The organism is Micromonospora sp. CPCC 205554 (assembly GCF_036902745.1).
In the GTDB taxonomy this organism is placed as follows: Bacteria; Actinomycetota; Actinomycetes; order Mycobacteriales; family Micromonosporaceae; genus Micromonospora; species Micromonospora tulbaghiae.
Window position 1 is genome coordinate 32,885 of record NZ_JBAKHP010000008.1, and the last position, 22,806, is coordinate 55,690.

Annotated in this window: 20 protein-coding genes, 1 tRNA gene and 1 other RNA gene; 13 read left to right on the forward strand and 9 right to left on the reverse strand. The window is 72.1% G+C overall.

What is annotated here, in order from left to right:
- Positions 1-277: 277 nt before the first annotated feature.
- The 3 genes from V6U82_RS13360 to V6U82_RS13370 are packed head-to-tail and all read right to left on the reverse strand — an operon-like array spanning position 278 to position 1,974.
- Positions 278-799, reverse strand: a complete 522-nt coding sequence (locus V6U82_RS13360) for a hypothetical protein (RefSeq protein WP_128136443.1) — start codon at positions 797-799, stop codon at positions 278-280.
- Positions 796-1,410, reverse strand: a complete 615-nt coding sequence (locus tag V6U82_RS13365; protein ID WP_128136444.1) for a hypothetical protein — start codon at positions 1,408-1,410, stop codon at positions 796-798. Before V6U82_RS13365 ends, V6U82_RS13360 begins: the two co-directional genes overlap by 4 nt.
- 51 nt (positions 1,411-1,461) lie before the next feature.
- Entirely contained in the window at positions 1,462-1,974 is a 513-nt protein-coding gene (locus V6U82_RS13370; protein ID WP_334461108.1) for an NUDIX hydrolase, read from the reverse strand.
- Positions 1,975-2,651: 677 nt separating this feature from the next.
- Here V6U82_RS13370 and V6U82_RS13375 point away from each other — a divergent pair.
- Positions 2,652-2,984, forward strand: coding sequence for a YciI family protein (locus tag V6U82_RS13375; protein WP_334461109.1), 333 nt, complete (start codon positions 2,652-2,654; stop codon positions 2,982-2,984).
- Positions 2,981-4,201 carry an RNA polymerase sigma factor gene (locus V6U82_RS13380; protein WP_334461110.1) on the forward strand — a complete coding sequence of 407 codons (1,221 nt, stop codon included), beginning with the start codon at positions 2,981-2,983 and terminating at the stop codon, positions 4,199-4,201. Before V6U82_RS13375 ends, V6U82_RS13380 begins: the two co-directional genes overlap by 4 nt.
- A gap of 63 nt (positions 4,202-4,264) precedes the next feature.
- Here V6U82_RS13380 and V6U82_RS13385 read toward each other — a convergent pair.
- A tRNA-Ser gene (locus V6U82_RS13385) sits at positions 4,265-4,349 on the reverse strand.
- Positions 4,350-4,430: 81 nt separating this feature from the next.
- Here V6U82_RS13385 and ffs point away from each other — a divergent pair.
- From ffs to V6U82_RS13430, 9 genes are all read left to right on the forward strand, one after another.
- An RNA gene (gene ffs / locus V6U82_RS13390) (signal recognition particle sRNA small type) lies at positions 4,431-4,520 on the forward strand.
- 107 nt (positions 4,521-4,627) lie between these two features.
- Positions 4,628-7,615, forward strand: coding sequence for a DNA polymerase III subunit gamma and tau (locus tag V6U82_RS13395; protein ID WP_334461111.1), 2,988 nt, complete (start codon positions 4,628-4,630; stop codon positions 7,613-7,615).
- 108 nt (positions 7,616-7,723) lie between these two features.
- Positions 7,724-8,032 (forward strand): YbaB/EbfC family nucleoid-associated protein, encoded by a 309-nt coding sequence (locus V6U82_RS13400; protein WP_030502117.1) that lies wholly within the window; start codon positions 7,724-7,726, stop codon positions 8,030-8,032.
- 8 nt (positions 8,033-8,040) lie between these two features.
- The gene (recR, locus tag V6U82_RS13405; protein WP_334461112.1) at positions 8,041-8,634 is read left to right on the forward strand and encodes a recombination mediator RecR; all 594 of its coding nucleotides are present in this window, start codon (positions 8,041-8,043) and stop codon (positions 8,632-8,634) included.
- 322 nt (positions 8,635-8,956) lie between these two features.
- A complete protein-coding gene (locus V6U82_RS13410; protein WP_128137903.1) occupies positions 8,957-10,618 on the forward strand; it encodes an ABC transporter substrate-binding protein in 1,662 nt (553 codons plus the stop codon).
- A 78-nt stretch (positions 10,619-10,696) separates the two neighbouring features.
- Entirely contained in the window at positions 10,697-11,701 is a 1,005-nt protein-coding gene (locus V6U82_RS13415) for an ABC transporter permease (RefSeq protein WP_194803309.1), read from the forward strand.
- A complete protein-coding gene (locus V6U82_RS13420; RefSeq protein WP_128137904.1) occupies positions 11,698-12,666 on the forward strand; it encodes an ABC transporter permease in 969 nt (322 codons plus the stop codon). The genes V6U82_RS13415 and V6U82_RS13420 overlap by 4 nt, the downstream gene beginning before the upstream one ends.
- Positions 12,667-12,673: 7 nt before the next feature.
- Positions 12,674-13,789: an ABC transporter ATP-binding protein gene (locus tag V6U82_RS13425; RefSeq protein ID WP_128137905.1), complete on the forward strand. Its 1,116-nt coding sequence runs from the start codon at positions 12,674-12,676 to the stop codon at positions 13,787-13,789.
- Complete coding sequence (locus V6U82_RS13430; RefSeq protein WP_128137906.1) at positions 13,786-14,889, forward strand: ABC transporter ATP-binding protein; 1,104 nt, start codon at positions 13,786-13,788, stop codon at positions 14,887-14,889. Before V6U82_RS13425 ends, V6U82_RS13430 begins: the two co-directional genes overlap by 4 nt.
- Before the next feature lie 53 nt (positions 14,890-14,942).
- Here the strand turns inward: V6U82_RS13430 and V6U82_RS13435 are convergent, their stop codons facing one another.
- Entirely contained in the window at positions 14,943-15,395 is a 453-nt protein-coding gene (locus tag V6U82_RS13435) for a hypothetical protein (protein WP_334461113.1), read from the reverse strand.
- Positions 15,377-16,036, reverse strand: a complete 660-nt coding sequence (locus V6U82_RS13440) for an HNH endonuclease family protein (protein ID WP_128138141.1) — start codon at positions 16,034-16,036, stop codon at positions 15,377-15,379. The genes V6U82_RS13435 and V6U82_RS13440 overlap by 19 nt, the downstream gene beginning before the upstream one ends.
- Before the next feature lie 108 nt (positions 16,037-16,144).
- On the opposite strand from V6U82_RS13440, the gene V6U82_RS13445 reads away from it, so the two are divergent.
- Entirely contained in the window at positions 16,145-17,584 is a 1,440-nt protein-coding gene (locus V6U82_RS13445) for an MFS transporter (protein WP_334461114.1), read from the forward strand.
- A 24-nt stretch (positions 17,585-17,608) separates the two neighbouring features.
- On the opposite strand, the gene leuA is transcribed toward V6U82_RS13445, so the two are convergent.
- Positions 17,609-19,354 carry a 2-isopropylmalate synthase gene (gene leuA, locus V6U82_RS13450; RefSeq protein WP_334461115.1) on the reverse strand — a complete coding sequence of 582 codons (1,746 nt, stop codon included), beginning with the start codon at positions 19,352-19,354 and terminating at the stop codon, positions 17,609-17,611.
- 238 nt (positions 19,355-19,592) lie between these two features.
- The gene (locus tag V6U82_RS13455) at positions 19,593-20,867 is read right to left on the reverse strand and encodes an MFS transporter (protein WP_334461116.1); all 1,275 of its coding nucleotides are present in this window, start codon (positions 20,865-20,867) and stop codon (positions 19,593-19,595) included.
- 78 nt (positions 20,868-20,945) lie between these two features.
- Here V6U82_RS13455 and V6U82_RS13460 point away from each other — a divergent pair, with 78 nt between their 5' ends.
- Positions 20,946-21,932: an ArsR/SmtB family transcription factor gene (locus V6U82_RS13460; RefSeq protein WP_334461117.1), complete on the forward strand. Its 987-nt coding sequence runs from the start codon at positions 20,946-20,948 to the stop codon at positions 21,930-21,932.
- A 10-nt stretch (positions 21,933-21,942) separates the two neighbouring features.
- On the opposite strand, the gene V6U82_RS13465 is transcribed toward V6U82_RS13460, so the two are convergent.
- Positions 21,943-22,704: a hypothetical protein gene (locus tag V6U82_RS13465; RefSeq protein ID WP_334461118.1), complete on the reverse strand. Its 762-nt coding sequence runs from the start codon at positions 22,702-22,704 to the stop codon at positions 21,943-21,945.
- Between the last annotated feature and the right edge of the window lie 102 nt (positions 22,705-22,806).

A 22,806-nucleotide genomic window follows, 5' to 3' on the forward strand; every position in this document is an offset into this window, starting at 1 on the left:
ATGTTCGTCAGTCACCTCGCCGCCGGGCGGTTGCCTCCTTGGCCAGGTCGTCGATGATCCCCTGCAACGCCGAGATGGCCGCCGGAGTACCGCAGGTCGCGCGGGTTCTGGTTCGACTTGGGCTCGCACTGCTGCCGCATCGTCCACTACGTCATTGAAACCATGGAGCGCGTCCAGTCCGGAACCGCCTTCTGACCCCTAGTCCAGTTGGTCCGGCTTGCAGTGCTTGGGTCGCCAGCCTGATTTGTCGCTCGTCATCTCTAAGACCGGTAGACGGTCAGCAGGGGCCGTAGCCCTCGTCGAAGAGGCGGCGGGCCCAGTCCGCGTACCCGGCGATGATCTCCCGGACGGTGACCCCGTCGTGCAGGAACAGGTACGCGCGGTCGCCGTCGCGGGCGAGCAGCCCGGCGAAGCGGTGACTGCCGGGTGGCGCCGGCAGGTCGACGGCGCCCGGGTACGCGGCGCGGACCTCGCCGACCGGCGTGCCGGCGCTGATGCCTTCGGGTGTGCTCATCGGGTCGTCGAGCCAGAGCAGGACGAGCCGGTCGTCGACGAAGATCGGGCTGACCGCACCGTGCCCGACCAGCGCGGGCCCGCATGCCTCCTCGTCGGCGCGCAGCACTCCGCGCCGGGTCAGGTCCGCCTCGGTGTCGCCGAACTCCGCGTTGCGCAGGCCCTCCAGACTGACCACCTGAGCGGCGCCGACCGGGCGGGTGGGCCACTGTGGATGAACGCCGCTGCCGGCTGCGGACGCGGCAGCAAGCAGTGCGGCAATAAAGCCGAATTGTCGTAGTTTCATGCAATCCCCCAGTCACCAACGGGACCGGGGCGATGAGGTTGCTGTTGTTGGTCGGATTGGCGTAGTTCCCACTCCTCGGCCAGCTCGTCCCAGTAGTCGGCGGACAGCCCGCGCCGTCCGTGCGCCAGCCAGCCGTCCGTGTCGCGCTCCAGGTGCAGGCCCAGCTCGGCGAACGGGTCGATCCACGCGCCCGGCTCCACGCCGAGACGGGCGAGCGCGGTGTTGATCGGCCACTCGGTACGCGGCCGGTCCAGCGCGGCGTCGTACCGAGGGCCCCAGCTCACCTCGCCTCCCAGCCAGACCACAGCCGACTGGTGGCCCAGGCCGCCCGCGAACTCCGCTTCCAGGTACGCCACCGGGCCGCTCCTCGACCAGCGGGCCAGCACCTCCGCGAGCGGCGGTGACAGCACCAGCCGGAACGGACGCTCGGCGTGCGGCTCGTCGGTGGCGTAGTCCGGCAGTCCGCCGGTCAGTTCCTGCACCAGTTGCGGGGTGACCGGCAGCAGCGCGAAGTCCTGTCGGAGCGCGGCGAGCACTGCGTGGTCCAGGTCCGCGGTCTGCTCACGAAGCAGTTCGACGTCGGCGACCACGGCGCTGAGCTGGTAACTCATCCAGTCCTCTCGACGTCCACAGGCTGTGGATGGAACATGTGTACGACGGCCTCAGGTGGTTCCGTTGGTCAGGTACCTCGGGCGTCCGTCGCTCAGCGCGGCCACTGCGTGACGCAGCCGATGCCAAACGTACGGGCGAAGCAGCGCCTGCGCATCATCGAGCGCAACGAATCGTGCGTCGGCCAGTTCGCCGTCAGCCGGTTTCAACGGCTCGGCGGCAGGCACTGCGCCGCCGTCGAAGATGAACATCAGACTGTCGTCCCAGGGGCCGTGCGGTGCCACCCAGTCCACCACCAGCAACGGCCCGACGCGCAGGTCGAGACCCAACTCCTCGCGTACCTCCCGCTCGGCGGCCAGGTGCGGCGGCTCGTTCGCCTCCGCCATGCCGCCCGGCAGGTCCCAGTCCGGCTTGTAGCGCGGATCTACCAACAGGACGTCGCCGTCACCGTTGCGCAGCAGTACGTCGGCTCCCACCCGCTTCCGGGGCTGCCGTGCGTTGCCCTCGGCGAGGTGGACCTGCCAGGCTGCCGGATCTCGCTCGTACAGGGGACGCTCGTCGGCCATACCGACGATTGTCAGCCGTCCTCACCCCGTCGGCAGCGGCAGCGTCAACCATCTCCGCTCCCGGATGGTGTCGCGAAGCCGGTCCAGAAGCTGTGGCGCGTCCGGGTACCGGACGGGGTATCCGCAGCACGCGGGCCCAATGCGCCAGTCGGTCGAGGTGCACCACCGCTGGTCCGTTCTCGGTGCGGCTCAGTTGCGCCTGCGTAATCCCGAACCAGCCAGCGACAGTGGTCTGAGGCAGCGGCTGTCGCCCGTGATAGGGATGGTGACGGTAGGCGCGGACAACGCGACCGAGGTGCCGATCCGCAAGCGCATGGCGAAGCGGTTCGTGGGACCAGAAGCTGGGTGGAACGTCGGGAGCAGCGACGATGCGGTCCCGCTCCGCCCGATGACAGGGAGCGCACCGTCCCGAGCCGTTGTCGGCAGCCAGGTTGGCGCCGCAACGCGCACACCTGCTTGGCCTCGATGCCGCGATCACTCACTCATTCAACCTGCTCAGTGACTGTCGGTTATACATGCAACGCATAACCGGCCATGACCAGGGCGAGAGCTTTGACGTGCCACGTACGAGAATCGCGGGATCGGCCTCGTCGGAGGCTGTCGGATCGGGGTGGCGGCGTTCGTAGCCGGGGTGACGGTGGCCCGGGCGGCGGCCGACGAGAGCGAAAGAGGGACCGATGGCGCAGTACCTGATCTCCGTACTCGACGACACGACCGGCTCGGCCACCGACGCGGAGATGGCCGCGATCGGTGAGTTCAACGAGCGGTTGCGAGCCGACGGCCACTGGGTCTTCGCCGGTGGGCTCGCGGCGCCGGAGACGGCCACCGTCGTGGACGCGCGGGACGGGAGCCCGCTGCTCACCGACGGGCCCTACCTGGAGACGAAGGAGTACGTCGGCGGCTTCTGGATCATCGAGGCGCCGGACTTCGACGTGGCGCTGCCGCTCGCCGTGCTGGCGTCGCAGCGGTGCAACAGGCGGGTCGAGCTGCGTCCGTTCCTGGGCGCGTGACCGACGTCGGCGAAGCGCTCACCCGGGTCCACCGCGAGGAGTGGGCCCGGGTCGTCGCCACGCTCGCCCGGCGCATCGGCGATCTCGACGTGGCCGAGGAGATGACAGCCGAGGCGTTCGCCGCAGCCGTCGAACGGTGGTCGGCCGACGGCGTACCGCCGAATCCCGGCGCGTGGCTCACCACCACCGCGTACCGGCGGGCCGTCGACCGGATCCGGCGCGAGAGCCGGCGGGAGGACAAGCACCGGGAGGCGCTGATGCTGGCCGACGCCCCGGAACCGCTCGGTGTGATCGACGACGACCGGCTCCGTCTGATCTTCACCTGCTGCCACCCGGCGCTGGCCATGGAGGCGCGGGTGGCGTTGACGCTGCGCCTGGTCGGCGGGCTCACCGTGCCGGAGATCGCGCGGGCGTACCTCGTCCAGGAGGCCGCCATGAGCAGGCGGATCACCCGGGCCAAGACGAAGATCAAGGCGGCCGGGATCCCGTACCGGGTGCCGTCCCGCGACGACCTGCCGACCCGGGTCAGCGGCGTGCTCGCCGTCCTGTACCTGATCTTCAACGAGGGCTACCTCGCCTCCGACCCCGGCAAGGAGGCGGTCCGCGCCGATCTCACCGCCGAGGCGATCCGGCTCACCCGCCTGGTCCGTACGCTGATGCCCGACGACCACGAAGCTGCCGGACTCCTGGCGCTGATGCTGCTCACCGAGGCCCGCCGGCCCGCCCGGGTGTCCGCGACAGGCGAACTCGTCGTCCTCGCCGAGCAGGACCGCAGCGCGTGGGACCGCGACCTCATCGCCGAGGGACACGCCCTGGTCCGCGCGTGCATAGCGGCCCGACGGCCGCCGGGCCGCTACCAGATCCTCGCCGCGATCAACGCCGTCCACACCGACGCCCGCGACGCGCGGGACACCGACTGGGCGCAGGTCGCCGCGCTCTACGACCATCTGGTACGTGTCGACCCGTCGCCGATCGTGCGGCTCAACCGGGCCGTGGCGATCGCCGAACTGGACGGGCCGCAGGTGGCGCTGGCGGAGGTGGACGGGCTGCCGCTGGAGGGTTACCACGCGTACCACGCGACGCGTGCCGAGCTGTTGCGCCGGATGGGGCGGGGCGGGGAGGCGCGGGCGGCGTACGACCGGGCGACCGAGTTGGCGGGCAACAGCGCGGAGACGGCGTACCTGACGCGGCGGCGGGGCCAGCTGGGCGGCCGGTGAGTCTCGCCGGGCAGTACGACTCAGGGCCGGTCCCGTGCGGGAGCCGACCCTGTCGTCTGCGAGCGGAGGATACGAGATTCGAACTCGTGAGGGTGTGAACCCAACACGCTTTCCAAGCGTGCGCCCTAGGCCTCTAGGCGAATCCTCCGCGAGCCAGGATACAGGTCTCCCGACGGCGGGCCACCCCACCCTCCCGGAAGATCCACAACCCTTCGGGTAGGCTTGGCGTCACCTCCCGTGCGGCGGTACCTCGTGAACCTCCCCAGGGCCGGAAGGCAGCAAGGATAAGCGAGCTCTGCCGGGTGCACGGGAGGCCTTTCTGTCTCCCGGGCCGGGTAACGTCGCTGCGGGTCGGGTCACGGGGTGGTGGGTGGTCACCCGGGGCCGACCGGCGCAGAATGGCTCGGTCGAGAGGAGGCGGGACGGGTGGCACTGGCCCTTTACCGCAAGTACCGGCCGCGGACGTTCGCCGAGGTGATCGGCCAGGAGCAGGTCACCGAGCCGCTGTCGCAGGCGCTGCGCAGCGGGCGGCTCAACCACGCCTACCTCTTCTCCGGGCCGCGTGGCTGCGGCAAGACCTCCAGCGCCCGGATCCTGGCCCGCTCCCTCAACTGTGAGCAGGGCCCCACCCCGGAGCCGTGCGGGCAGTGCGACTCGTGCCGCGGGCTGGCTCCCGACGGCGGCGGCTCGATCGACGTCATCGAGATCGACGCGGCCAGCCACGGTGGTGTCGACGACGCCCGCGAGCTGCGCGAGAAGGCGTTCTTCGCGCCGGCCCGCAGCCGCTTCAAGATCTACATCATCGACGAGGCGCACATGGTCTCGTCGGCCGGCTTCAACGCGCTGCTCAAGCTGGTCGAGGAGCCGCCGGAGTACGTCAAGTTCATCTTCGCCACCACCGAACCGGAGAAGGTCCTCGGCACGATCAAGTCGCGGACCCACCACTACCCGTTCCGGCTGTTCCCGCCGAAGGTGGTCCGCCCCTACCTGCAGCAGCTCTGCGAGGCCGAGGGCGTCACCGTCGAGCCGGCGGTCTTCCCGCTGGTGGTGCGCGCCGGCGGGGGCAGCATGCGCGACAGCCTCTCCGTACTCGACCAGCTCATCGCGGGCGCCGGCCCGGAGGGCGTCGACTACGCCCGGGCCGCCGCGCTGCTCGGTGTCACCGACGCCGCGCTGATCGACGAGATGTGCGACGCGCTCGCCGCCGGTGACGGCGCCGCCGCGTACGCCACCGTCGACCGGGTCGCCGAGGCCGGGCACGACTCGCGCCGCTTCGCCTCCGACCTGCTGGAACGCCTCCGCGACCTGATCGTCCTGCAGCAGGTCCCGGACGCCGCAGCCAAGGGCCTCATCGACGGCCCGGCCGACCAGATCGAGCGGATGGCCGCCCAGGCCCAGCGCCTCGGCCCGGCCACGCTGTCCCGCTGCGCCGACATCGTGCACAACGGCCTGGTCGAGATGCGCGGCACCACAGCGCCCCGGCTGCTGCTGGAGCTGATCTGCGCGCGCATGCTCCTGCCCGGCGCGGACGACTCCTCGGGTGGCCTGCTCCAGCGCCTGGAGCGGATGGAGCGCCGGCTGACGCTCGGGGGCGCCGAGCTGCCGCCGGCCGCCGCCGACTCCGCGCAGCCCACCCAGACCCAGGGGGTACGCCCGGCGGCTCCCGCCCCGGGCGCGGCTGCCGCCGCGGTCCACCCGGATTCCGCCGGCACGCCGGCGGCTGCCGGTGCCCCGACCGGTGCCGCCGCCGCACGTGCCGCTGCCGCCGCTGCGGCAGGTGCCCGGAGCACCGCCACCGGTTTCCGTCCGGCCGGCCCCGCCACCGGTTCCCGCCCGGCCTCGGACGGTGCGGCTACCGGCTCCCGTCCCGCCCCGGCCGGTGCGGTTGCCGACTCCGGCACGGCGGCTGCCGAGTCCGGCCCGCGTCCCGCCCCGGTGGCGCCCGAGGCTGCCGGGGTGCACACCGACACGGACGCCGGGTTCCCTGCGCCGGCCGCCGAGCGAGCCGCCGCCGGCTCGACGACGTCCGGTCAGGCCGCTGCCCGACGCCCGGTACCGCCGTCCGCGGTGATGCCGGACCCGGCCACGCCCGAGCCGCCCCGCCCCGGAGCGGCCAATCCGGGAGCGCTCGACGCGGTCGCGGTGCGCCGGGTCTGGCCCGAGGTGGTCGGCAAGGTCAACCGCAGCAACAAGCGGATCGCCGCGTTGATGCGGGACGCGGTGGTACGCGACCTGGACGGCGACACGCTGGTGCTGACCGTGAAGTCGACGGTGCTGGCGAAGATGATGGCCGACCACGCCGCCGTGCTGACCGACGCGCTCTACGAGGAGCTGGGCGGTCGCTGGCAGATCCGCTGCGAGGTGGCGGGCGAGCGCGGCGCGGCCTCACTCGGCGGCCCGTCCCGCCCGTCCGGTGCGAGCCGCGCGCAGGCCGACGCCGCACCGGGCCGCAACGCGCCCGACAGCGCTCCGGCCCGCCCGGCGTCCGACGCCGGGTCCGGTGGGCCGGATTCCGGGGCGGCAGGTACTGCTCACGGCCGCCCGGACGCCGACGTGGGGCGTGTCCGCCCGGACGCCGACGCGGGTGACGCCGGGTATGGACGGCGTGCTTCCGGTGCGGCCGGCACCGCTCAGACGCGCCCGGATTCCGCTGCCGTCGGGCACCCGGCGTCCGGTGGCGCCCCGGGACAGCCGGTGTCCGGCTCGGGCGGCACCACGGGCAGCCGAGCCACGGGCACCCCGGCCACCGGCAGCCAAGGCGCGGGGAACCAGGCCGGAGGACCGGCGGGCCGACCCGGCGCGGGTTCGGCCGACGCCTCGCACCGGACGGCGGCGAACGCTGCCGGTGACCAGGCCGGCGAGGAGGACTGGCCGGAGCCGGCCCGGCCCGGTGGCGCGGCGGCCGGCACGGCCACCGGCGCCGCCTCGGCCGTGAGCACCGGCGACGGGGAGGACTGGCCGGCGGCGGCCCGTCCGGGCGGGGGCACGGCGACCGCTACCGCGCCTGTCGTCGTACCCAAGCCTGCGGCACCCGCGGCGGCGCCGGCGCCTGCCGGTGGGGCGAGGCCGGCGGGGGCGAAGAACAGCGCGATCGCGGCGGCGCGTGCGGCCGCGGCGGCTGCCGCTGCGGGTGGTGGTCCCGGCAAGGGGCCGCGCGCGGCGCAGCCGGCGCGGAAGACGGCCGATGCCGAGTGGGCGGGCGAGCCGCCCTACGACCCGGACTTCGACGGCCCGGTGCGGGGCGGGGGCGCGCCCGCGGCGGCGCCCGCCTACGAGGGGTTCGATCCGGGCGACGAGCCGCTGGACGACGTGATCGACGAGCGGACCGCCCGGCAGTCGAGCGAGGAGCAGGCGGTGCAGCTGCTGCGTGAGACGTTCGGGGCGGAGAAGATCGACGAGGTGGACGCGCGCTGAGCGCGCGCCGACCGCGATTCAGCGGTGCCGTGGCCCGACTAGGCTGGGCGCGGCCGAGCAGACGAGTGGAAGAAGGAGCGGTCCGTGCGCCCAGGTGGACAGCCGAACATGCAGCAGATGCTGAAACAGGCGCAGAAGATGCAGCAGCAGATCGCCAAGGCCCAGGCCGAGCTGGCCGAGGCGGAGCTGACCGGCACCGCCGGCGGTGGCCTGGTCACCGCGACTGTCGCCGGCACCGGTGAGCTGAAGGCGATCAAGATCGACCCGAAGGCGGTCGACCCGGAGGACGTCGAGACGCTCGAGGACCTGGTGGTCGCGGCCGTGCACAACGCCGCCGAGGCGGCCCGTGAGCTGACCGAGAAGAAGATGGGCCCGGTCGCGGGTGGCATGGGCGGCCTCGGCCTGCCCGGGTTCTGAGCCGGCAGATGTACGAGGGTGCCATCCAGGATCTGATCGACGAGCTGGGCCGGTTGCCGGGCGTGGGCCCGAAGAGCGCCCAGCGGATCGCGTTCCACGTGCTGTCGGCGGATCCGGCCGACGTCAACCGGCTGGCCGGCGCGCTGCGCAAGGTCAAGGACCTGGTCCGGTTCTGCACGACCTGCTACAACGTGGCCGAGTCGGAGCAGTGCCGGATCTGCCGCGACCCACGGCGTACCGACGATGTGCTCTGTGTGGTCGAGGAGCCGAAGGACGTGGTGGCGATCGAGCGGACCGGCGAGTTCCGCGGGCGCTACCACGTGCTCGGCGGCGCGATCAATCCGCTGGAGGGCATCGGCCCGGACAACCTGCGGATCCGTGAGCTGATGACCCGACTCGGCGGCGGCGAGGTCCGCGAGCTGATCCTCGCCACCGACCCGAACACGGAGGGTGAGGCGACCGCGACCTATCTGGCGCTGATGGTCAAGCCGATGGGGATCGCGGTGACCCGGCTCGCGAGTGGACTGCCGGTCGGCGGCGACCTGGAGTACGCCGACGAGATCACGCTGGGCCGGGCCTTCGAGGGCCGACGGGCCGTCTGAATTCCGTCGTACCGCCTCCGGCGGGTGCCCTGCGGGGTGCCCGCCGGACGTGTCTCCGGGCCGGACCGGGACGGCCGTCGATCTAACAGGAACGTGCGTCCGGGACCGGATCGACGTAATAAATTTGCCCTTCAAACCGACGAAAGTTCGGCGACGTAAGGGATTCTCCTTCGATTCGTATGCCTCGTTGCGGAACAGACACGATTCGATACCAACCCGCCCCCCGCCCGTTTCCGCGCCGTCCAACCGAGGGCTAAGGTCTGCGCACATCGGTGACCCTGTCACCACGTTGTCCGTACCCCCAAGGACGAGGTGAAGCACCATGCGTGCATCCAGGCCGAAGGTCGCAATCGCGGCCGTCGCGGTCGCGGCCCTCGCGGTTGCAGGCTGCGCCGAGAGCGACCGTGAGAGTGGCTCCGGAGATAGCAAGAAGGACACCCTCGTCTTCGGCGTCGCCGGAGACCCGAAGGTGCTCGACCCCAGCTTCGCCAGCGACGGTGAGTCGCTGCGCGTGGCGCGCCAGGTCTTCGAGACCCTGGTCCGTCCGGAGGAGGGCGGCACCAAGGTGACGCCGGGCCTCGCCGAGTCCTGGACGCCGGATGCGGCGGGCACGACCTGGACGTTCAAGCTCCGCTCGGGTGTCAAGTTCCACGACGGCACCGACTTCAACGCCGAGGCCGTCTGCGTCAACTTCAACCGCTGGTACAACGCCAAGGGCCTCATGCAGAGCCCGGACGTGACCGCGTACTGGCAGGACGTCATGGGCGGGTTCGCCAAGAACGAGAACCCGGACCTGCCGCCGAGCCTCTTCAAGTCCTGCACCGCCAAGGACGCCACCACTGTGGACCTGGCGTTCACCCGGGTCTCCAGCAAGATCCCGGCCGCGCTCATGCTGCCGTCGTTCTCGATCCAGAGCCCCAAGGCGATGGAGCAGTACGACGCCAGCAACGTGACCGGCACCGCCGAGGACATCAAGTACCCGGCGTACGCGATGGAGCACCCGACCGGCACCGGCCCGTTCAAGTTCAAGGCGTGGGACGTCGCGAACAAGTCGCTCACCATCGAGCGCAACGACGACTACTACGGCGACAAGGCCAAGCTGAAGACCATCATCTTCAAGACGATCTCGGACGAGAACGCCCGCAAGCAGGCGCTCCGCTCGGGTGACATCCAGGGCTACGACCTGGTCGGCCCGGCCGACGTCGAGCCGCTGAAGAAGGAGGGCTTCAACGTCCTCACCCGGCCCGCCTTCAACATCCTCTACCTGGCGATCAACCAGAAGGGGAACCCGAAGCTGGCCGACCTGAAGGTCCGGCAGGCCATCGCGCACGCGCTGAACCGGCAGGCCCTGGTCGACTCGAAGCTGCCCCCGGGCGCCAAGGTCGCGATGAACTTCTTCCCGGACACCGTCGAGGGCTGGAACGGCGACGTCACCAAGTACGACTACAACCCGGAGAAGGCCAAGCAGCTGCTGGCCGAGGCCGGCGCGTCGAACCTGACGCTGAAGTTCCACTACCCGACCGAGGTCACCCGGCCGTACATGCCGAACCCGAAGGACATCTTCGAGCTGCTCTCGGCGGACCTCAAGGCGGTCGGCATCAACGTCCAGGCCATCCCGCTGAAGTGGAGCCCGGACTACCTCAACGCCACCACCTCCGGGAACAAGCACGACCTGCACTTCCTCGGCTGGACCGGTGACTACGGCGACGCGTACAACTTCATCGGCACCTTCTTCGACCGCCCGAAGGACGAGTGGGGCTTCAACAACCCCCAGCTCTTCGCGCAGTTCAAGGACGCCGACACCACCGCCGACGCGGCGGCCCGGACGGAGAAGTACAAGGCACTGAACAAGTCGATCATGGACTTCCTGCCGGGTGTGCCGATCTCGCACTCCCCGCCGGCGATCGTGTTCGGCAAGGACGTGACCGGGATCAAGGCGAGCCCGCTCACCGACGAGCGGTACGCGACCGCAGAGTTCAAGTGATCTGAAGGCACCGTACGCGGGCGGGCGCTGTGACCACAGCGCCCGCCCGCACCCCTCCGCACCCCCTCCGAGGCGCCCGTGTTCCGGTTCATCATCAGACGCCTGCTACAGCTGATACCAACGCTGTTCGGGCTCTCCGTCCTGCTGTTCATCTGGCTCCACCGACTTCCCGGCGGGCCCGAGACCGCGATCCTCGGTGAACGGGGCACGCCCGAGACGCGCGCCGCCATCCGGCGCAACCTCGGCCTCGACGAGCCGATCCTGGTCCAGTACGCCCGCTTCCTGCGGCGGATGATCCGGCTCGACCTGGGCACCTCGACCGGCACGAAGCGGGCCGTAACCACGGAGTTCGTGGAGCGGTTCCCCGGCACCGTCGAGCTGACGATCATGGCCATGATCCTCGCGGTCGGCATCGGCATCCCGCTCGGCTACCTGGCCGCCCGCCGTCGCGGCCGGTTCCTCGACCACGCCTCGGTCGGCGGATCGCTCATCGGCATCTGCATCCCGGTCTTCTTCCTGGCGTACGTGCTCAAGGCGATCTTCGCGGAGAACCTGGGCTGGTTCCCCTCCAGCGGCCGGCAGGACCCGACCATCGGGGCGACCCGGGTCACCAACTTCTTCGTCCTCGACGGGCTCATGACCCGCGAGTGGGACGCCGCCGCCGACGCGCTCTGGCACCTCGTGCTGCCGGGCATCGCGCTCGCCAGCATCCCGCTCGCGATCATCGTCCGGATCACCCGGGCCAGCGTGCTGGAGGTGCTCAACGAGGACTTCGTCCGGACCGCCGAGGCCAAGGGCCTGACCGAGCGGACCGTACGGCGCCGGCACGTGCTGCGTAACGCCATGCTGCCGGTGGCCACCTCGATCGGTCTCCAGACCGGTCTCCTGCTCTCCGGCGCGGTGCTCACCGAGACCGTGTTCGCGTTCAGCGGCATCGGCGCGTTCGTCGCCGAGTCGATCAGTCAGCGCGACTACCCGGTGCTGATGGGCTTCATCATGATCATTGCGGTGGTGTACGTGCTGGTGAATCTCCTGGTCGACCTCTCCTACAGCGTGATCGACCCGAGGGTGAGGGTGCGATGACCATCACCACTGGCAAGAAGCGCGAGAAGATCGACCGGCTCGCCGAGCTGGCCGCCCGCGACGACGAGCAGGGGGTGAGCCTCTGGAAGGAGGCGTTCCGCCGGCTGCGGCGCAACCCGGCGGCCGTCATCGGCGTGGTCATCCTGGCGGTCTTCGTCCTGGTCGCGGTCATCGGGCCGTTCCTCGTCCCGTACAGCCCGACGGACTCCATCGGCATCCGCGAGGGCCTGGTCAAGTCCGGCCAGGGCATCATCCCGGGCGTCTCCGCCGACCACTGGCTCGGCTTCGACCACCAGGGCCGGGACGAGTTCAGCCGGCTCATCGTCGGCGCCCGGCAGACGCTGCTCGTCGGCGTCGTCTCCACCCTGATCGGTCTCGCGGTCGGCGCGCTGATCGGCGGCGTCGCCGGTGCCGCGGCCGGCCTCGGCGGGCGCTGGGGCCGCTGGATCGACACCACCCTGATGCGCTTCATCGACATGCTGCTGGCCATGCCGAGCCTGCTGCTCGCGGTGAGCATCGCGGCGCTGCTCGGCGCCAGCCTCACCACCGTGATGATCGCCGTCGGTGTGGTGTCTGTGCCGATCTTCGCCCGGCTGCTGCGCGGCTCGATGATCGCCCAGTCCAACAGCGACTACGTGCTGGCCGCGACGTCGCTCGGCGTGAAGCGGTCCAAGATCGCCCTCACCCACGTGGTGCCGAACTCGATCGCCCCGGTCATCGTGCAGGCCACGCTGACGCTGGCGACCGCGATCATCGAGGCGGCCGCGCTGTCCTTCCTCGGTCTCGGCAACCCCGACTCGGCCATCCCGGAGTGGGGCGTCATGCTCGCCGACGCGCAGCCGTACCTGGGCATCCGGCCGGGCCTGGCGATCTATCCGGCGCTCGGCATCATCATCACCGCGCTCGGGTTCACCCTGCTCGGTGAGGCGATGCGCGAGGCCCTCGACCCGAAGCTGCGGAAGTAGGTCGGTAATGGCACTGCTCGAAGTGGACGACCTCTCCGTCACGTTCGCCCGTCGTGGGCAGCGCACCGTGCACGCGGTGGACGGGGTGTCCTTCTCGGTCGACGCCGGCGAGGTGGTCGGCCTGGTCGGCGAGTCCGGCTGCGGCAAGAGCGTCACGTCGCTGGCCATCATGGGCCTGCTGCCCAAGCAGCCGGGCCTGCGGGTCGGCGGCAAGGCGGTCTTCGACGGCACCGACCTGCTCCAGCTCGACGACCGGTCCCGCCGCGACATCCGCGGCCGGGACGTCGCGATGATCTTCCAGGATCCGCTGTCCTCGCTGAACCCGGTCATCCCGATCGGGCTCCAGGTGACCGAGGTGCTCGCCCGGCACCGGGGCATGAAGGGCGAGGCGGCCACCAAGGAGGCCGCCGACCTGCTCGACCGGGTGGGCATCCCGGACCCGCGTCGCCGGCTCAAGGAGTACCCGCACCAGCTCTCCGGCGGCATGCGGCAGCGGGCGCTGATCGCCATGGCGGTCGCCTGCCAGCCCCGGCTGCTGATCGCCGACGAGCCGACCACCGCGCTCGACGTCACCATCCAGGCGCAGATCCTGGAGCTGCTCAAGGACCTGGTCCGGGACTCCGGTACCGCCCTGGTCATGATCACCCACGATCTCGGCGTGGTCGCCGGCATGTGCGACACCATCAACGTGCTCTACGCCGGCCGGGTGGTGGAGACGGCCACCCGCCGTCCGCTGTTCCGCCAGCCCCGGCACCCGTACACCGAGGGGTTGCTCGGTTCGGTACCCCGCCTGGACGCCGGACGCGGCGAACGGCTCAACCCCATCCCCGGCTCGGTGCGCGACGTGCTGCCCTGGCCGGACGGCTGCGCGTTCGCCCCGCGCTGCGCCCGCCGGGTCGACGCCTGCGTGGGCGAGCCGCCGGAGCTGGTGCTCACCCACGACGCGCGCAGCTACCGCTGCGTCAACCCGGTGCCGGTTCCCGGCCTGACCCCGGAGGCGGACGCCCGCGCGACCGCGCCGACGACCACCGAACCGGGTGCGGTGCCGGCCCAGGCCGAGCCGGCCGACCCGCCCGCCGTGCCCGGCTTCGGACCGGCTCCGCGCGAGGAGGAGACCCCATGAGCGACGACGACATCCTCGTCGAGGTCCGCGACCTGAAGGTGCACTTCCCGATCCGCCGGGGCGTGCTCTTCGACCGGACCGTCGGGCACGTCAAGGCGGTCGACGGGGTGGACCTGAGCATTCCGCGCGGCAAGACGTACGGGCTGGTGGGCGAGTCGGGTTGCGGCAAGTCCACGCTCGGCCGGGCGCTGCTCCAGCTCAACCCGCCGACCAGCGGCGAGGTGAAGTTCGACGGCGTCGAGCTGACCACGCTGCCCGCCGGCAAGCTGCGCTCGATGCGGCGCCGGATGCAGATGATCTTCCAGGATCCGATGTCCAGCCTGGACCCCCGGCAGAACGTCGAGTCGATCCTGACCGAGGGCCTCCAGACCCACGGCATCGGCGCGAACCGGGACGACCGGCGGCGGATCATCGGCGAGACGCTCGACGCGGTCGGCCTGCCGAAGTGGGCGCTGTCCCGCTACCCGCACGAGTTTTCCGGCGGCCAGCGCCAGCGCATCGGCATCGCCCGTGCGCTCGTCCTCGGCCCGGAGCTGATCGTCGCCGACGAGCCGGTCTCCGCGCTGGACGTGTCGATCCAGGCGCAGGTGGTGAACCTGCTCGACGAACTCCAGGACAGCCTCGGACTGACCTACCTGGTCATCGCGCACGACCTGGCCGTGGTGCGGCACATCTCCGACATCGTCGGCGTGATGTACCTGGGCGCGCTGGTGGAGGAGGCGCCGAGCGACCGGCTCTACACCGAGCCGCTGCACCCGTACACCCGGGCGCTGATGTCGGCGGTGCCGGTGCCGGACCCGGACGTGGAGGACCGGCGCGAGCGCATCCTGCTCGCCGGTGACCTGCCGTCTCCGGCCAACCCGCCGTCGGGCTGCCGGTTCCACACCCGCTGCCCGTGGGCGCAGCCGACCCGCTGCGCGGACGAGCGGCCCGAACTGCGCCAGATCGGCGCCAGCCGGGTCGCCTGCCACTGGGCCGAGCAGATCGCCGCCGGCGAGCTGCGCCCGCACGAGGTGACCGCGAAGATCACCCGGCCGGAGGGCGAGGGCGACGAGCCGGGCGTGGTCTCCGCGCCCAGCGAGCCCGGATCGTACGTCTGACACGAAAAGGCGCGTCCCCACCCGGACCGGGTGGGGACGCGCCTTTTCGTCGGTCAGCCCTCGGGGCGGTTGAGCAGGCCCACCGCGATCGTGTGCACGGCGTCGAGCGCGGCCGGGTCCGCCAGCGGCGCCGAACCGCCGGTGACCGCGTACCACTCGTCGGCGTCCTTGTACTGCACCCGCAGCGTCACCCGGCCGTCGGCGTGCTCGGTGCGCAGCGTCAACTCGCCGGTCACCACGCCCACCTCGTCGGTCATGACCCCGCCCGGACCGGCGGTGATGTCACTGGTGCGGTCCGCCGGTCCGCCCGGCGCGCCCCCGGCCGGCGCACCCGGCACCGCGTCGGCGGTCATGCCCGCCCCGGCGACGTCGGCGGGCGCCGGCTGCCGGCCGTCCGCCGTCATCCCGGCCGAGGCCGGACCGGCCGGCGCGGACTCCGGGGCCGGTGCGGCGCCTGCCTCCGGCGCCGGTGTGGCGTCCGGCCCGGTCACGGTTTGCTCGCCCATGTGCAGCCCTCCAGCATGTCGGTGAGAGCGGCCTTCTCGGCACTTGTCACAGTCAGCCGCCAGTAGTGCTTGACCGTCACCCAGTCCGCCGCGTACTGACACCAGGACGACCGGTTCGGCGGCTTCCACTGGGACGGATCCTGGTCACCCTTTGCCCGGTTGGACCGCGCCGAAACCGCGATGAGCTGCGGCCGGGTCAGGTCGTTGGCGAAGTCGCCGCGCTTCGAGTCGTCCCACTCGTCCGCGCCCGAGCGCCACGCGGCGGCCAGCGGCACGGTGTGGTCGATGTCCACGTCCGACGGATCGTTGAGCACCACGCCGTCGTAGACGCTCTCCCACCGGCCGCCCACCACGTTGCAGCCGGACAGCTTGATGCCCTCGCCGTCGCGTTGCAGCACGCTGTCGCGCACGTCGCAGTTCTTGCCGGTGCCGCGCCAGTGCGGGAAGCGGGAGCGGCTGTAGCCCTTCATCGACCCGGCGGTGGCCACGGTCAGCTCACCGAGCTGCTTGTTGACGTTCCCGGCGGCGCTCGGCGGCGCCTCCGGCTCGCTGACCGACACGTCGCAGCCGGCCACGCCGAGGGCGAGCACCGCGCTCAGCGCGGCCGCCAGCCCGGCTCGGGCTCCTGATCTCGTACGCACAGACGACACCTCTCCAGCTTGCGTGCTCCGGGCGAGTCCGCACAGTACCCGGCGGCGGTTTCCGCGATTCGTGGCGTCGAGGGTGGGCGACGGGCAGAGTGGTGAGACGTGACCGCACCCGCTCCCGCGCTGCGTACCGGCTCCGCCGCCGGACGCGGCACGCTGCTCGCCGCGATCCTCGCCTCCGGCATGGTGTTCCTGGACAGCACGGTCGTGAACGTCGCACTGCCGCGCCTCGGCGCCGAACTGGACGCCACGGTCGCCGGTCTGCAGTGGACGGTGAACGGCTACCTGCTGATGCTCGCCGCGTTCGTGCTGCTCGGCGGCGCGCTCGGGGACCGGTTCGGGCGGCGGCGCGTCTTCCTGCTCGGCGTGCTCTGGTTCGCGGTGGCGTCGGTGCTCTGCGGGCTGGCCCAGGACACCGGATGGCTGGTCGCCGCCCGGTTCCTCCAGGGCGCCGGCGGGGCGTTGCTCACCCCCGGCTCGCTGTCGGTGCTCCAGGCCAGCTTCCACCCGGACGACCGGGGCCGGGCCATCGGCACCTGGTCGGGGCTGTCCGGGGTGTCCACAGCGCTCGGTCCGCTGCTCGGCGGCTGGCTCATCGACACGCTCTCCTGGCGGTGGATCTTCTTCGTCAACCTGCCGCTGGCCGTCGGCGTGGTGCTCGCCGCGCTGCGCTGGGTGCCGGAGAGCCGGGACGAGGAGGCGTCGCGTACCGGGGAGGGGCGGCGGTTCGACGTGGCCGGCGCGCTGCTCGGCGCGCTCGCGCTCGGCGGGATCACGTACGCGCTGATCGACGCCCCGGCGCGCGGCCTGGACTCCCCGGCGGTGCTGGTCGCGGCGGTACTCGGGGTGGCCGCCGTGGTGGTCTTCGTGCGCGTCGAGCGGCGGCGCGGCGACACCGCGATGCTGCCCACCGGGCTGTTCTCCAGCCGGCTGTTCTCCGTGCTGAACGTCTTCACGGTGGTGGTGTACGCGGCGCTCGGCGGGTTCACCTTCTTCCTCGCCGTCTACCTGCAGAACGTGGTTGGCTGGTCGGCGCTGCTCACCGGCCTGGCCACGGTGCCGATGACGGTGCTGCTGCTGGTCGGCTCACCGCGTGCGGGCGCGCTGTCGGCCCGCATCGGCCCCCGGCTGCCGCTCACCGTCGGCCCGGTGATCGCCGCGGTGGGTCTGCTGCTGCTGCGCCGGGTCGGGCCGGGCGCGTCGTACTGGGTGGACGTGCTGCCGGGCGTGACGCTGTTCGGCGCCGGGCTCACGCTCGTGGTCGCGCCGCTGACCACGTCGGTGCTCGGCGCCGTCTCGGACCGGTTCGCCGGGGTGGCGAGCGGCTTCAACAACGCGGCCTCCCGGGCCGGCGGCCTGCTCGCGGTGGCCGCGCTGCCGCTGCTGGTCGGGCTCTCCGGCACCGGGTACGAGCAGAAGGGCGCGCTGGCCGACGCGTACCGGGGGGCGCTGGCGTGGTGCGCCGGGCTGCTGCTGGCCGGCGCGGTGCTCGCCGCCGTGCTGATCCACCGGCCGCCGAAGCAGAGCGGGGGCCCGGCCTGAAGCCGGACCCCCGCGTCGCCGGAATCAGGCGCGGGTGCGGTTCACCGCACTCGTGACCGCCTTGATCGAGGCGGTGACGATGTTGGCGTCCACCCCGACGCCCCACACCGTGCGGCCGTCCACCTCGCACTCCACGTACGCGGCGGCCTGCGCGTCACCGCCGGAGGACAGCGCGTGCTCGTGGTAGTCGAGCACCCGTACCGCCACGCCCAGGGACTGCAACGCGTTGACGTACGCGTCGATCGGGCCGTTGCCGACGGCGGTGAGCGCGCGGGTCTCGCCGCCGAAGCCGACGCGGGCGTCGATCTCGACCTTGCCGTCGACGGTGCCGATGGTGTACTCGGCCAGCTTGACGGCCGGATCGACCTGGTGGTCGACCAGGTAGTTGCGGGCGAAGATCTCCCACATCGCGCCCGGCTCGACCTCGCCGCCGTCGTGGTCGGTGACCTGCTGCACCACGCCCGAGAACTCGATCTGGAGGCGGCGCGGCAGGTCGAGCTGGTGCTCGGTCTTCATGATGTACGCGACGCCGCCCTTGCCGGACTGCGAGTTGACCCGGATGACCGCCTCGTAGGTGCGGCCCAGGTCCTTCGGGTCGATCGGCAGGTAGGGCACCGCCCAGGTGAAGTCGTCCACCGGCACCCCGGCCGCCGCCGCGTCGGCGTTCAGCGCGGCGAAGCCCTTGTTGATCGCGTCCTGGTGCGAGCCGGAGAACGCGGTGTAGACCAGGTCGCCCGCGTACGGGTGGCGCTCGTGCACCGGCAGCTGGTTGCAGTACTCGACGGCGCGCTTGATCTCGTCGATGTTCGAGAAGTCGATCATCGGGTCGATGCCCTGGGAGAACATGTTCAGGCCCAGCGTCACCAGGTCGACGTTGCCGGTGCGCTCGCCGTTGCCGAACAGGCAGCCCTCGATCCGGTCGGCGCCGGCCAGCAGGCCCAGCTCGGCGGCGGCCACGCCGGTGCCCCGGTCGTTGTGCGGGTGCAGGCTCAGCACCAGGCTGTCCCGCCGCGGCAGGCGCCGGTGCATCCACTCGATCGAGTCGGCGTAGACGTTCGGCATCGCCATCTCGACGGTGGCCGGCAGGTTGATGATCAGCTTCCGGTCCGGCGTCGGGTCGATCACGTCGATGACCGCCGAGCAGACCTCCAGCGCGTACTCCAGCTCGGTGCCCGTGTACGACTCCGGCGAGTACTCGTAGTGGATGTCGGTGTCCGGGGTGTGGATCTCCGCGTACTTCTGGCACAGCCGCGCGCCCTGCGTGGCGATGTCGGTGATGCCGTCGCGGTCCAGGCCGAAGACCACCCGGCGTTGCAGCGTCGAGGTGGAGTTGTAGAAGTGCACGATGGCCCGGTGGGCGCCGCGCAGCGACTCGAAGGTCCGCTCGATCAGGTGCTCCCGGCACTGGGTCAGCACCTGGATGGTGACGTCCTCGGGGATCAGGTCCTGCTCGATCAGCTGCCGTACGAAGTCGTAGTCGGTCTGGCTCGCCGACGGGAAACCGACCTCGATCTCCTTGTAGCCCATCTGCACCAGGAGCTGGAACATCCGCCGCTTGCGCTCGGGCGACATCGGGTCGATCAGGGCCTGGTTGCCGTCGCGGAGGTCGACTGCGCACCAGCGGGGCGCGGCCTCGACGCGGCGGGTCGGCCAGGCGCGGTCCGGCAGGTCGACGCCGAACTCACGGTCGTACGGAACGTAGCGGTGGACCGGCATCCGGCTGGGGCGCTGGCGGGCGAACGGATCGGTCTCGGTGACAGGTTGAGCCATCTCGGAGTGCTCCCTGGAACATGTGGCGTCAGCAGATCGGAAAGGTGTCGGCGGGATGCCGGGCGACGGTGCGCGGCGGTGCCGAGAAGAAGATCGGATGTGCTGGACGGCGCGTAGCGACTCCGCGACGAGGTGCCGGCCGGTCAGGCCTCGTCGCGGCAGCCAAGGAGAAGGTACGCGCGCCACATGACAGGGTCACCCTACGTGGTGGGACGTGCCGTGGGAAGGCTGGTCCGGACTATGGGACCGGAGTCACCGAGTCGGTGGACGTCGCCACGCCCGGTAGCCGAGGTGTCCGCTCGGCCCGGGCCACCGCGGGCACGATCACCAGCCCGACCAGGACGAACAGCGCCGCAGCCGGGTACCAGCCCCAGCCCCCGGTGCTCACGCCGAGCGCGGTCAGCCCGGCCGGAGCGATCAGGAACTGCAACTGGGAGCCGAGCCCGAACGCGCCGACGTACGCGCCGCGCTGGGCTGCGGGCGGCAGCGTTGCGGTGAGCCCCCAGGCGCCCGCCGACTCGATCAGTTCCGCCAGGATGAGCAGCGTCGCGGCGGCCACCAGCACCGCCACGGTGAGCGGTCCCCGAGTCGCACCGGAAACCGGCAGGACCAGGCAGAACCCGGCGATCAGCACCGCGCCCCGGCGGGACGCCCGAGCCGCGCCCGGCGCGTCGTCCGCGCCCCGGCTGGCGCGTACCTGGAACAGCACGATCAGCACGGTGTTGAGCAGCACCAGCCCGGCGATGATCGTCTTCGGCGCGTCGGTGTGGGTGAGGATCCACAGCGGCATCACCGTCAGGTAGAGCGTCTGGTGCGCGGTGAGCAGCCCGGAGAGCAGCGCGACGGCCATGAAGGGTCGGTCCCGCAGCACCGCCAGCCGGCTCATCGGCTCGGCGGGGCGGGTCACCTCCGGCAGCCGGGGCAGGCGGCGGACGAAACCGGCGGTCACCAGGAAGACCACGGCGATGAACCAGACCATCCCGCGGTACGCCCAGATCGTGTCGACGGCCAGCACCAGGCCGCTGATCAGGGCGCCGATCCCGAAGCCGACGTTCAGCGAGGAGCGCTGGTAGGCCATCGCGGTGACCCGTTCCTCCGGGCGCAGCACGTTGATCGAGTAGACCTGGCGGGCCACGCCGGTCGCCGCGCCCGTCACGGCCAGCGCGATCACCACCGCGAGGAACCCGGCGAAGCCGCCGACGAACGGGTACGCGGCGAACAGCGCCGCGTCGAGCAGCAGGCAGACGATCCACACCCGCTGCGGCCCGTACCGGTCGGTGAACCCGCCCAGCGGCACGGTGCCGAGCAGGGACGCCCCGGCGGCGAGTGAGAGGCCGAGCCCCACCTGGGCCGGGCTCAGCCCGAGCGCCCGGGTGAAGAAGACGGCGCTGCCCGCCTGGAACAGGCCGGTGCCGACGGCGTAGACCATCGCCTGCACGGCCAGGGCGCGGGTCAGCCCGGCCGGTGGTACGACGTCGCGGACGGCGGTGCGGATGCTCTCTCTGGCCCCCATGACCGGTGAGCAAACCGTGCCCCCCGCGCTCCGGTCGAACCTTTTAGTGTGGGCCGAATCCGGCGTCCGGGGGTGCGCGTGTCCGAGTTGCGGTTCAACCTGGCCGACGTGGCGGGGGTGCGGTTCGCGGTGTCGCCGGCCAACGAGACCGTGATGAGCATGTGGGCGCTGGCCGAGCCGGTCCGCTACGCGGTGCACCTGCAGTGGATCGACCGCGCCCGGACGACGCTGCGCCGCCCCGAGGTGGCCGACCGGGTCCGCCCGTTGACGGATCTGACCCGGCCGCGCCGCTGGCTACCCGACTTCCTGACCCCGGCCGCCCGCCCGGACGCCGACATGGCGGACCAGCTCGACCAGATCGCGGCGACGCCGCCCGACGTGGTGGTGCAGGACCTGCTGGCCACCGTTCCGAGCCGTCCACTGAGCCCGTTCGGGCAGGCGCTGCTCGCCGATCCGCGCGGGCTGCTGCCGCAGTTGGTGGAGGCGCTCCGGGTCTGGTACGAGGAGGCGATCGCGCCCGACTGGCCGCGCATGCGGGCGCTGCTCGACGCCGATGTGGCGTACCGGGCGGCCCAGCTCGCCGAGGGCGGCGCCGGCCGGCTGTTCGAGCAGCTGCACCCGAGCCTGCGCTGGCTCGGCGACCGCGTGGTGAGCGACGACCCGTTCGAGCGGGACTTCGACCTGCGGGGGCGGGGACTGGCGCTGAACCCGAGCGTGTTCACCGACCGGCGGGTGCTGTGGAACCTGCTGGAGGACTCGATGCCCGCCGGGGCGTACCCGGTGCGGGCGGTCGGGACGCTGTGGGAACGCGTACCCGAACCGGCCGGCGACGCGCTCGCCCGGGTGGTCGGCGGCGGCCGGGCCGCCCTGCTGAACCTGCTCGACGCGGCGACGACCACCACGGACCTCGCCCGGCTCACCGGGATGTCCGCCGGGAACGTGTCCCAGCACCTCTCCGCGTTGCACGCCGCTGGTCTCGTCGTCCGGTCCCGGTCCGGGCGGCACGTGCTCTACCGCAACACCGAGGTCGGTGCCGCGTTGCTGCGCGCGGCGCGGGGCGGCTGAGCGGGACGCGTCACGGCGCGGCCGGGCTCGGGGCGTCCCGGCTCACCGGCTCGCCGTCGGTCACCGCGCCGGCCAGCTCGACGGTGCCCGGCGCGGCGCCGGGCTCGCCGGTCAGCGTCAGGGTGCCGAATCCGGCCCGTACCGCCGCCGGTGTGCCGTCCTCGCGGAAGCAGTAGATGCCCACGTCGAGCGGCGCGTTCAGCGACGCCGAGGTGCTGTCGACGGTGTAGCACGGGCCGTCGGCGCCCGGCAGCGGCTCGGCGGGGGAGACGGCGAGCGGCGCACGCCTGTCGGTCAGCACCTCCAGCCAGTCGGTGAACGGGTGCTGAACGCGGGGGTCGAGCCGGCGCGGCACCGCGTCGTCGGCGTCGCCGAGGCGGACGCAGGCCGCCGCCTGCGCCCAGCCGGCCGAGGGCAACGCGCACTGGAACAGCCCGTCGGAGGTGCCGGCGAGCGAGACGTCCACCGTGCCGGCGTGCCCCCAGCCGGGCACGTCGACCCGCCAGCTGCCGTCGTTGGCGCTGGTGAAGGCCACAGTGCGGGGCGTGCCGTCGGCGGGCGCGAACGCGTACGTGGCGGTGAGGTGGCGGTCCTGCGCCGCGGCGGCCAGCCCGGCCAGTTCCTCGCGGGCGGCGTCGACCTGCACCGGGACCGGGTCGGCGGTGCCGGTGGGCGCCGCCTCGGGACGGCCGCCGTCGCAGGCGGCCAGCAGTACCGGCAGGGTGAGCGCGACCACGCCGGTCAGGCGGGCCGCACGTCGATGAGCGTGCACCGGCTCATTCTGCGTCGTGGACACGGTTCCGGTCAGCCCACCGTACGGCTGTACCGCTTGGCGTGTCGCGTACTTCCGGGCTGGTGAGCCGCCCCACGCCGG

Excerpts from the sequence above, each read along its gene's own strand:
- leuA (WP_334461115.1), bottom strand. The coding sequence starts at position 19,354 with ATGGCTCAACCTGTCACCGAGACCGATCCGTTCGCCCGCCAGCGCCCC.
- V6U82_RS13455 (WP_334461116.1), bottom strand. The coding sequence starts at position 20,867 with ATGGGGGCCAGAGAGAGCATCCGCACCGCCGTCCGCGACGTCGTACCA.
- V6U82_RS13365 (WP_128136444.1), bottom strand. The coding sequence starts at position 1,410 with ATGAGTTACCAGCTCAGCGCCGTGGTCGCCGACGTCGAACTGCTTCGT.
- V6U82_RS13410 (WP_128137903.1), top strand. The coding sequence starts at position 8,957 with ATGCGTGCATCCAGGCCGAAGGTCGCAATCGCGGCCGTCGCGGTCGCG.
- V6U82_RS13425 (WP_128137905.1), top strand. The coding sequence starts at position 12,674 with ATGGCACTGCTCGAAGTGGACGACCTCTCCGTCACGTTCGCCCGTCGT.
- V6U82_RS13430 (WP_128137906.1), top strand. The coding sequence starts at position 13,786 with ATGAGCGACGACGACATCCTCGTCGAGGTCCGCGACCTGAAGGTGCAC.
- V6U82_RS13360 (WP_128136443.1), bottom strand. The coding sequence starts at position 799 with ATGAAACTACGACAATTCGGCTTTATTGCCGCACTGCTTGCTGCCGCG.
- recR (WP_334461112.1), top strand. The coding sequence starts at position 8,041 with ATGTACGAGGGTGCCATCCAGGATCTGATCGACGAGCTGGGCCGGTTG.
- V6U82_RS13370 (WP_334461108.1), bottom strand. The coding sequence starts at position 1,974 with ATGGCCGACGAGCGTCCCCTGTACGAGCGAGATCCGGCAGCCTGGCAG.
- V6U82_RS13400 (WP_030502117.1), top strand. The coding sequence starts at position 7,724 with ATGCAGCAGATGCTGAAACAGGCGCAGAAGATGCAGCAGCAGATCGCC.
- V6U82_RS13435 (WP_334461113.1), bottom strand. The coding sequence starts at position 15,395 with ATGGGCGAGCAAACCGTGACCGGGCCGGACGCCACACCGGCGCCGGAG.
- V6U82_RS13420 (WP_128137904.1), top strand. The coding sequence starts at position 11,698 with ATGACCATCACCACTGGCAAGAAGCGCGAGAAGATCGACCGGCTCGCC.
- V6U82_RS13375 (WP_334461109.1), top strand. The coding sequence starts at position 2,652 with ATGGCGCAGTACCTGATCTCCGTACTCGACGACACGACCGGCTCGGCC.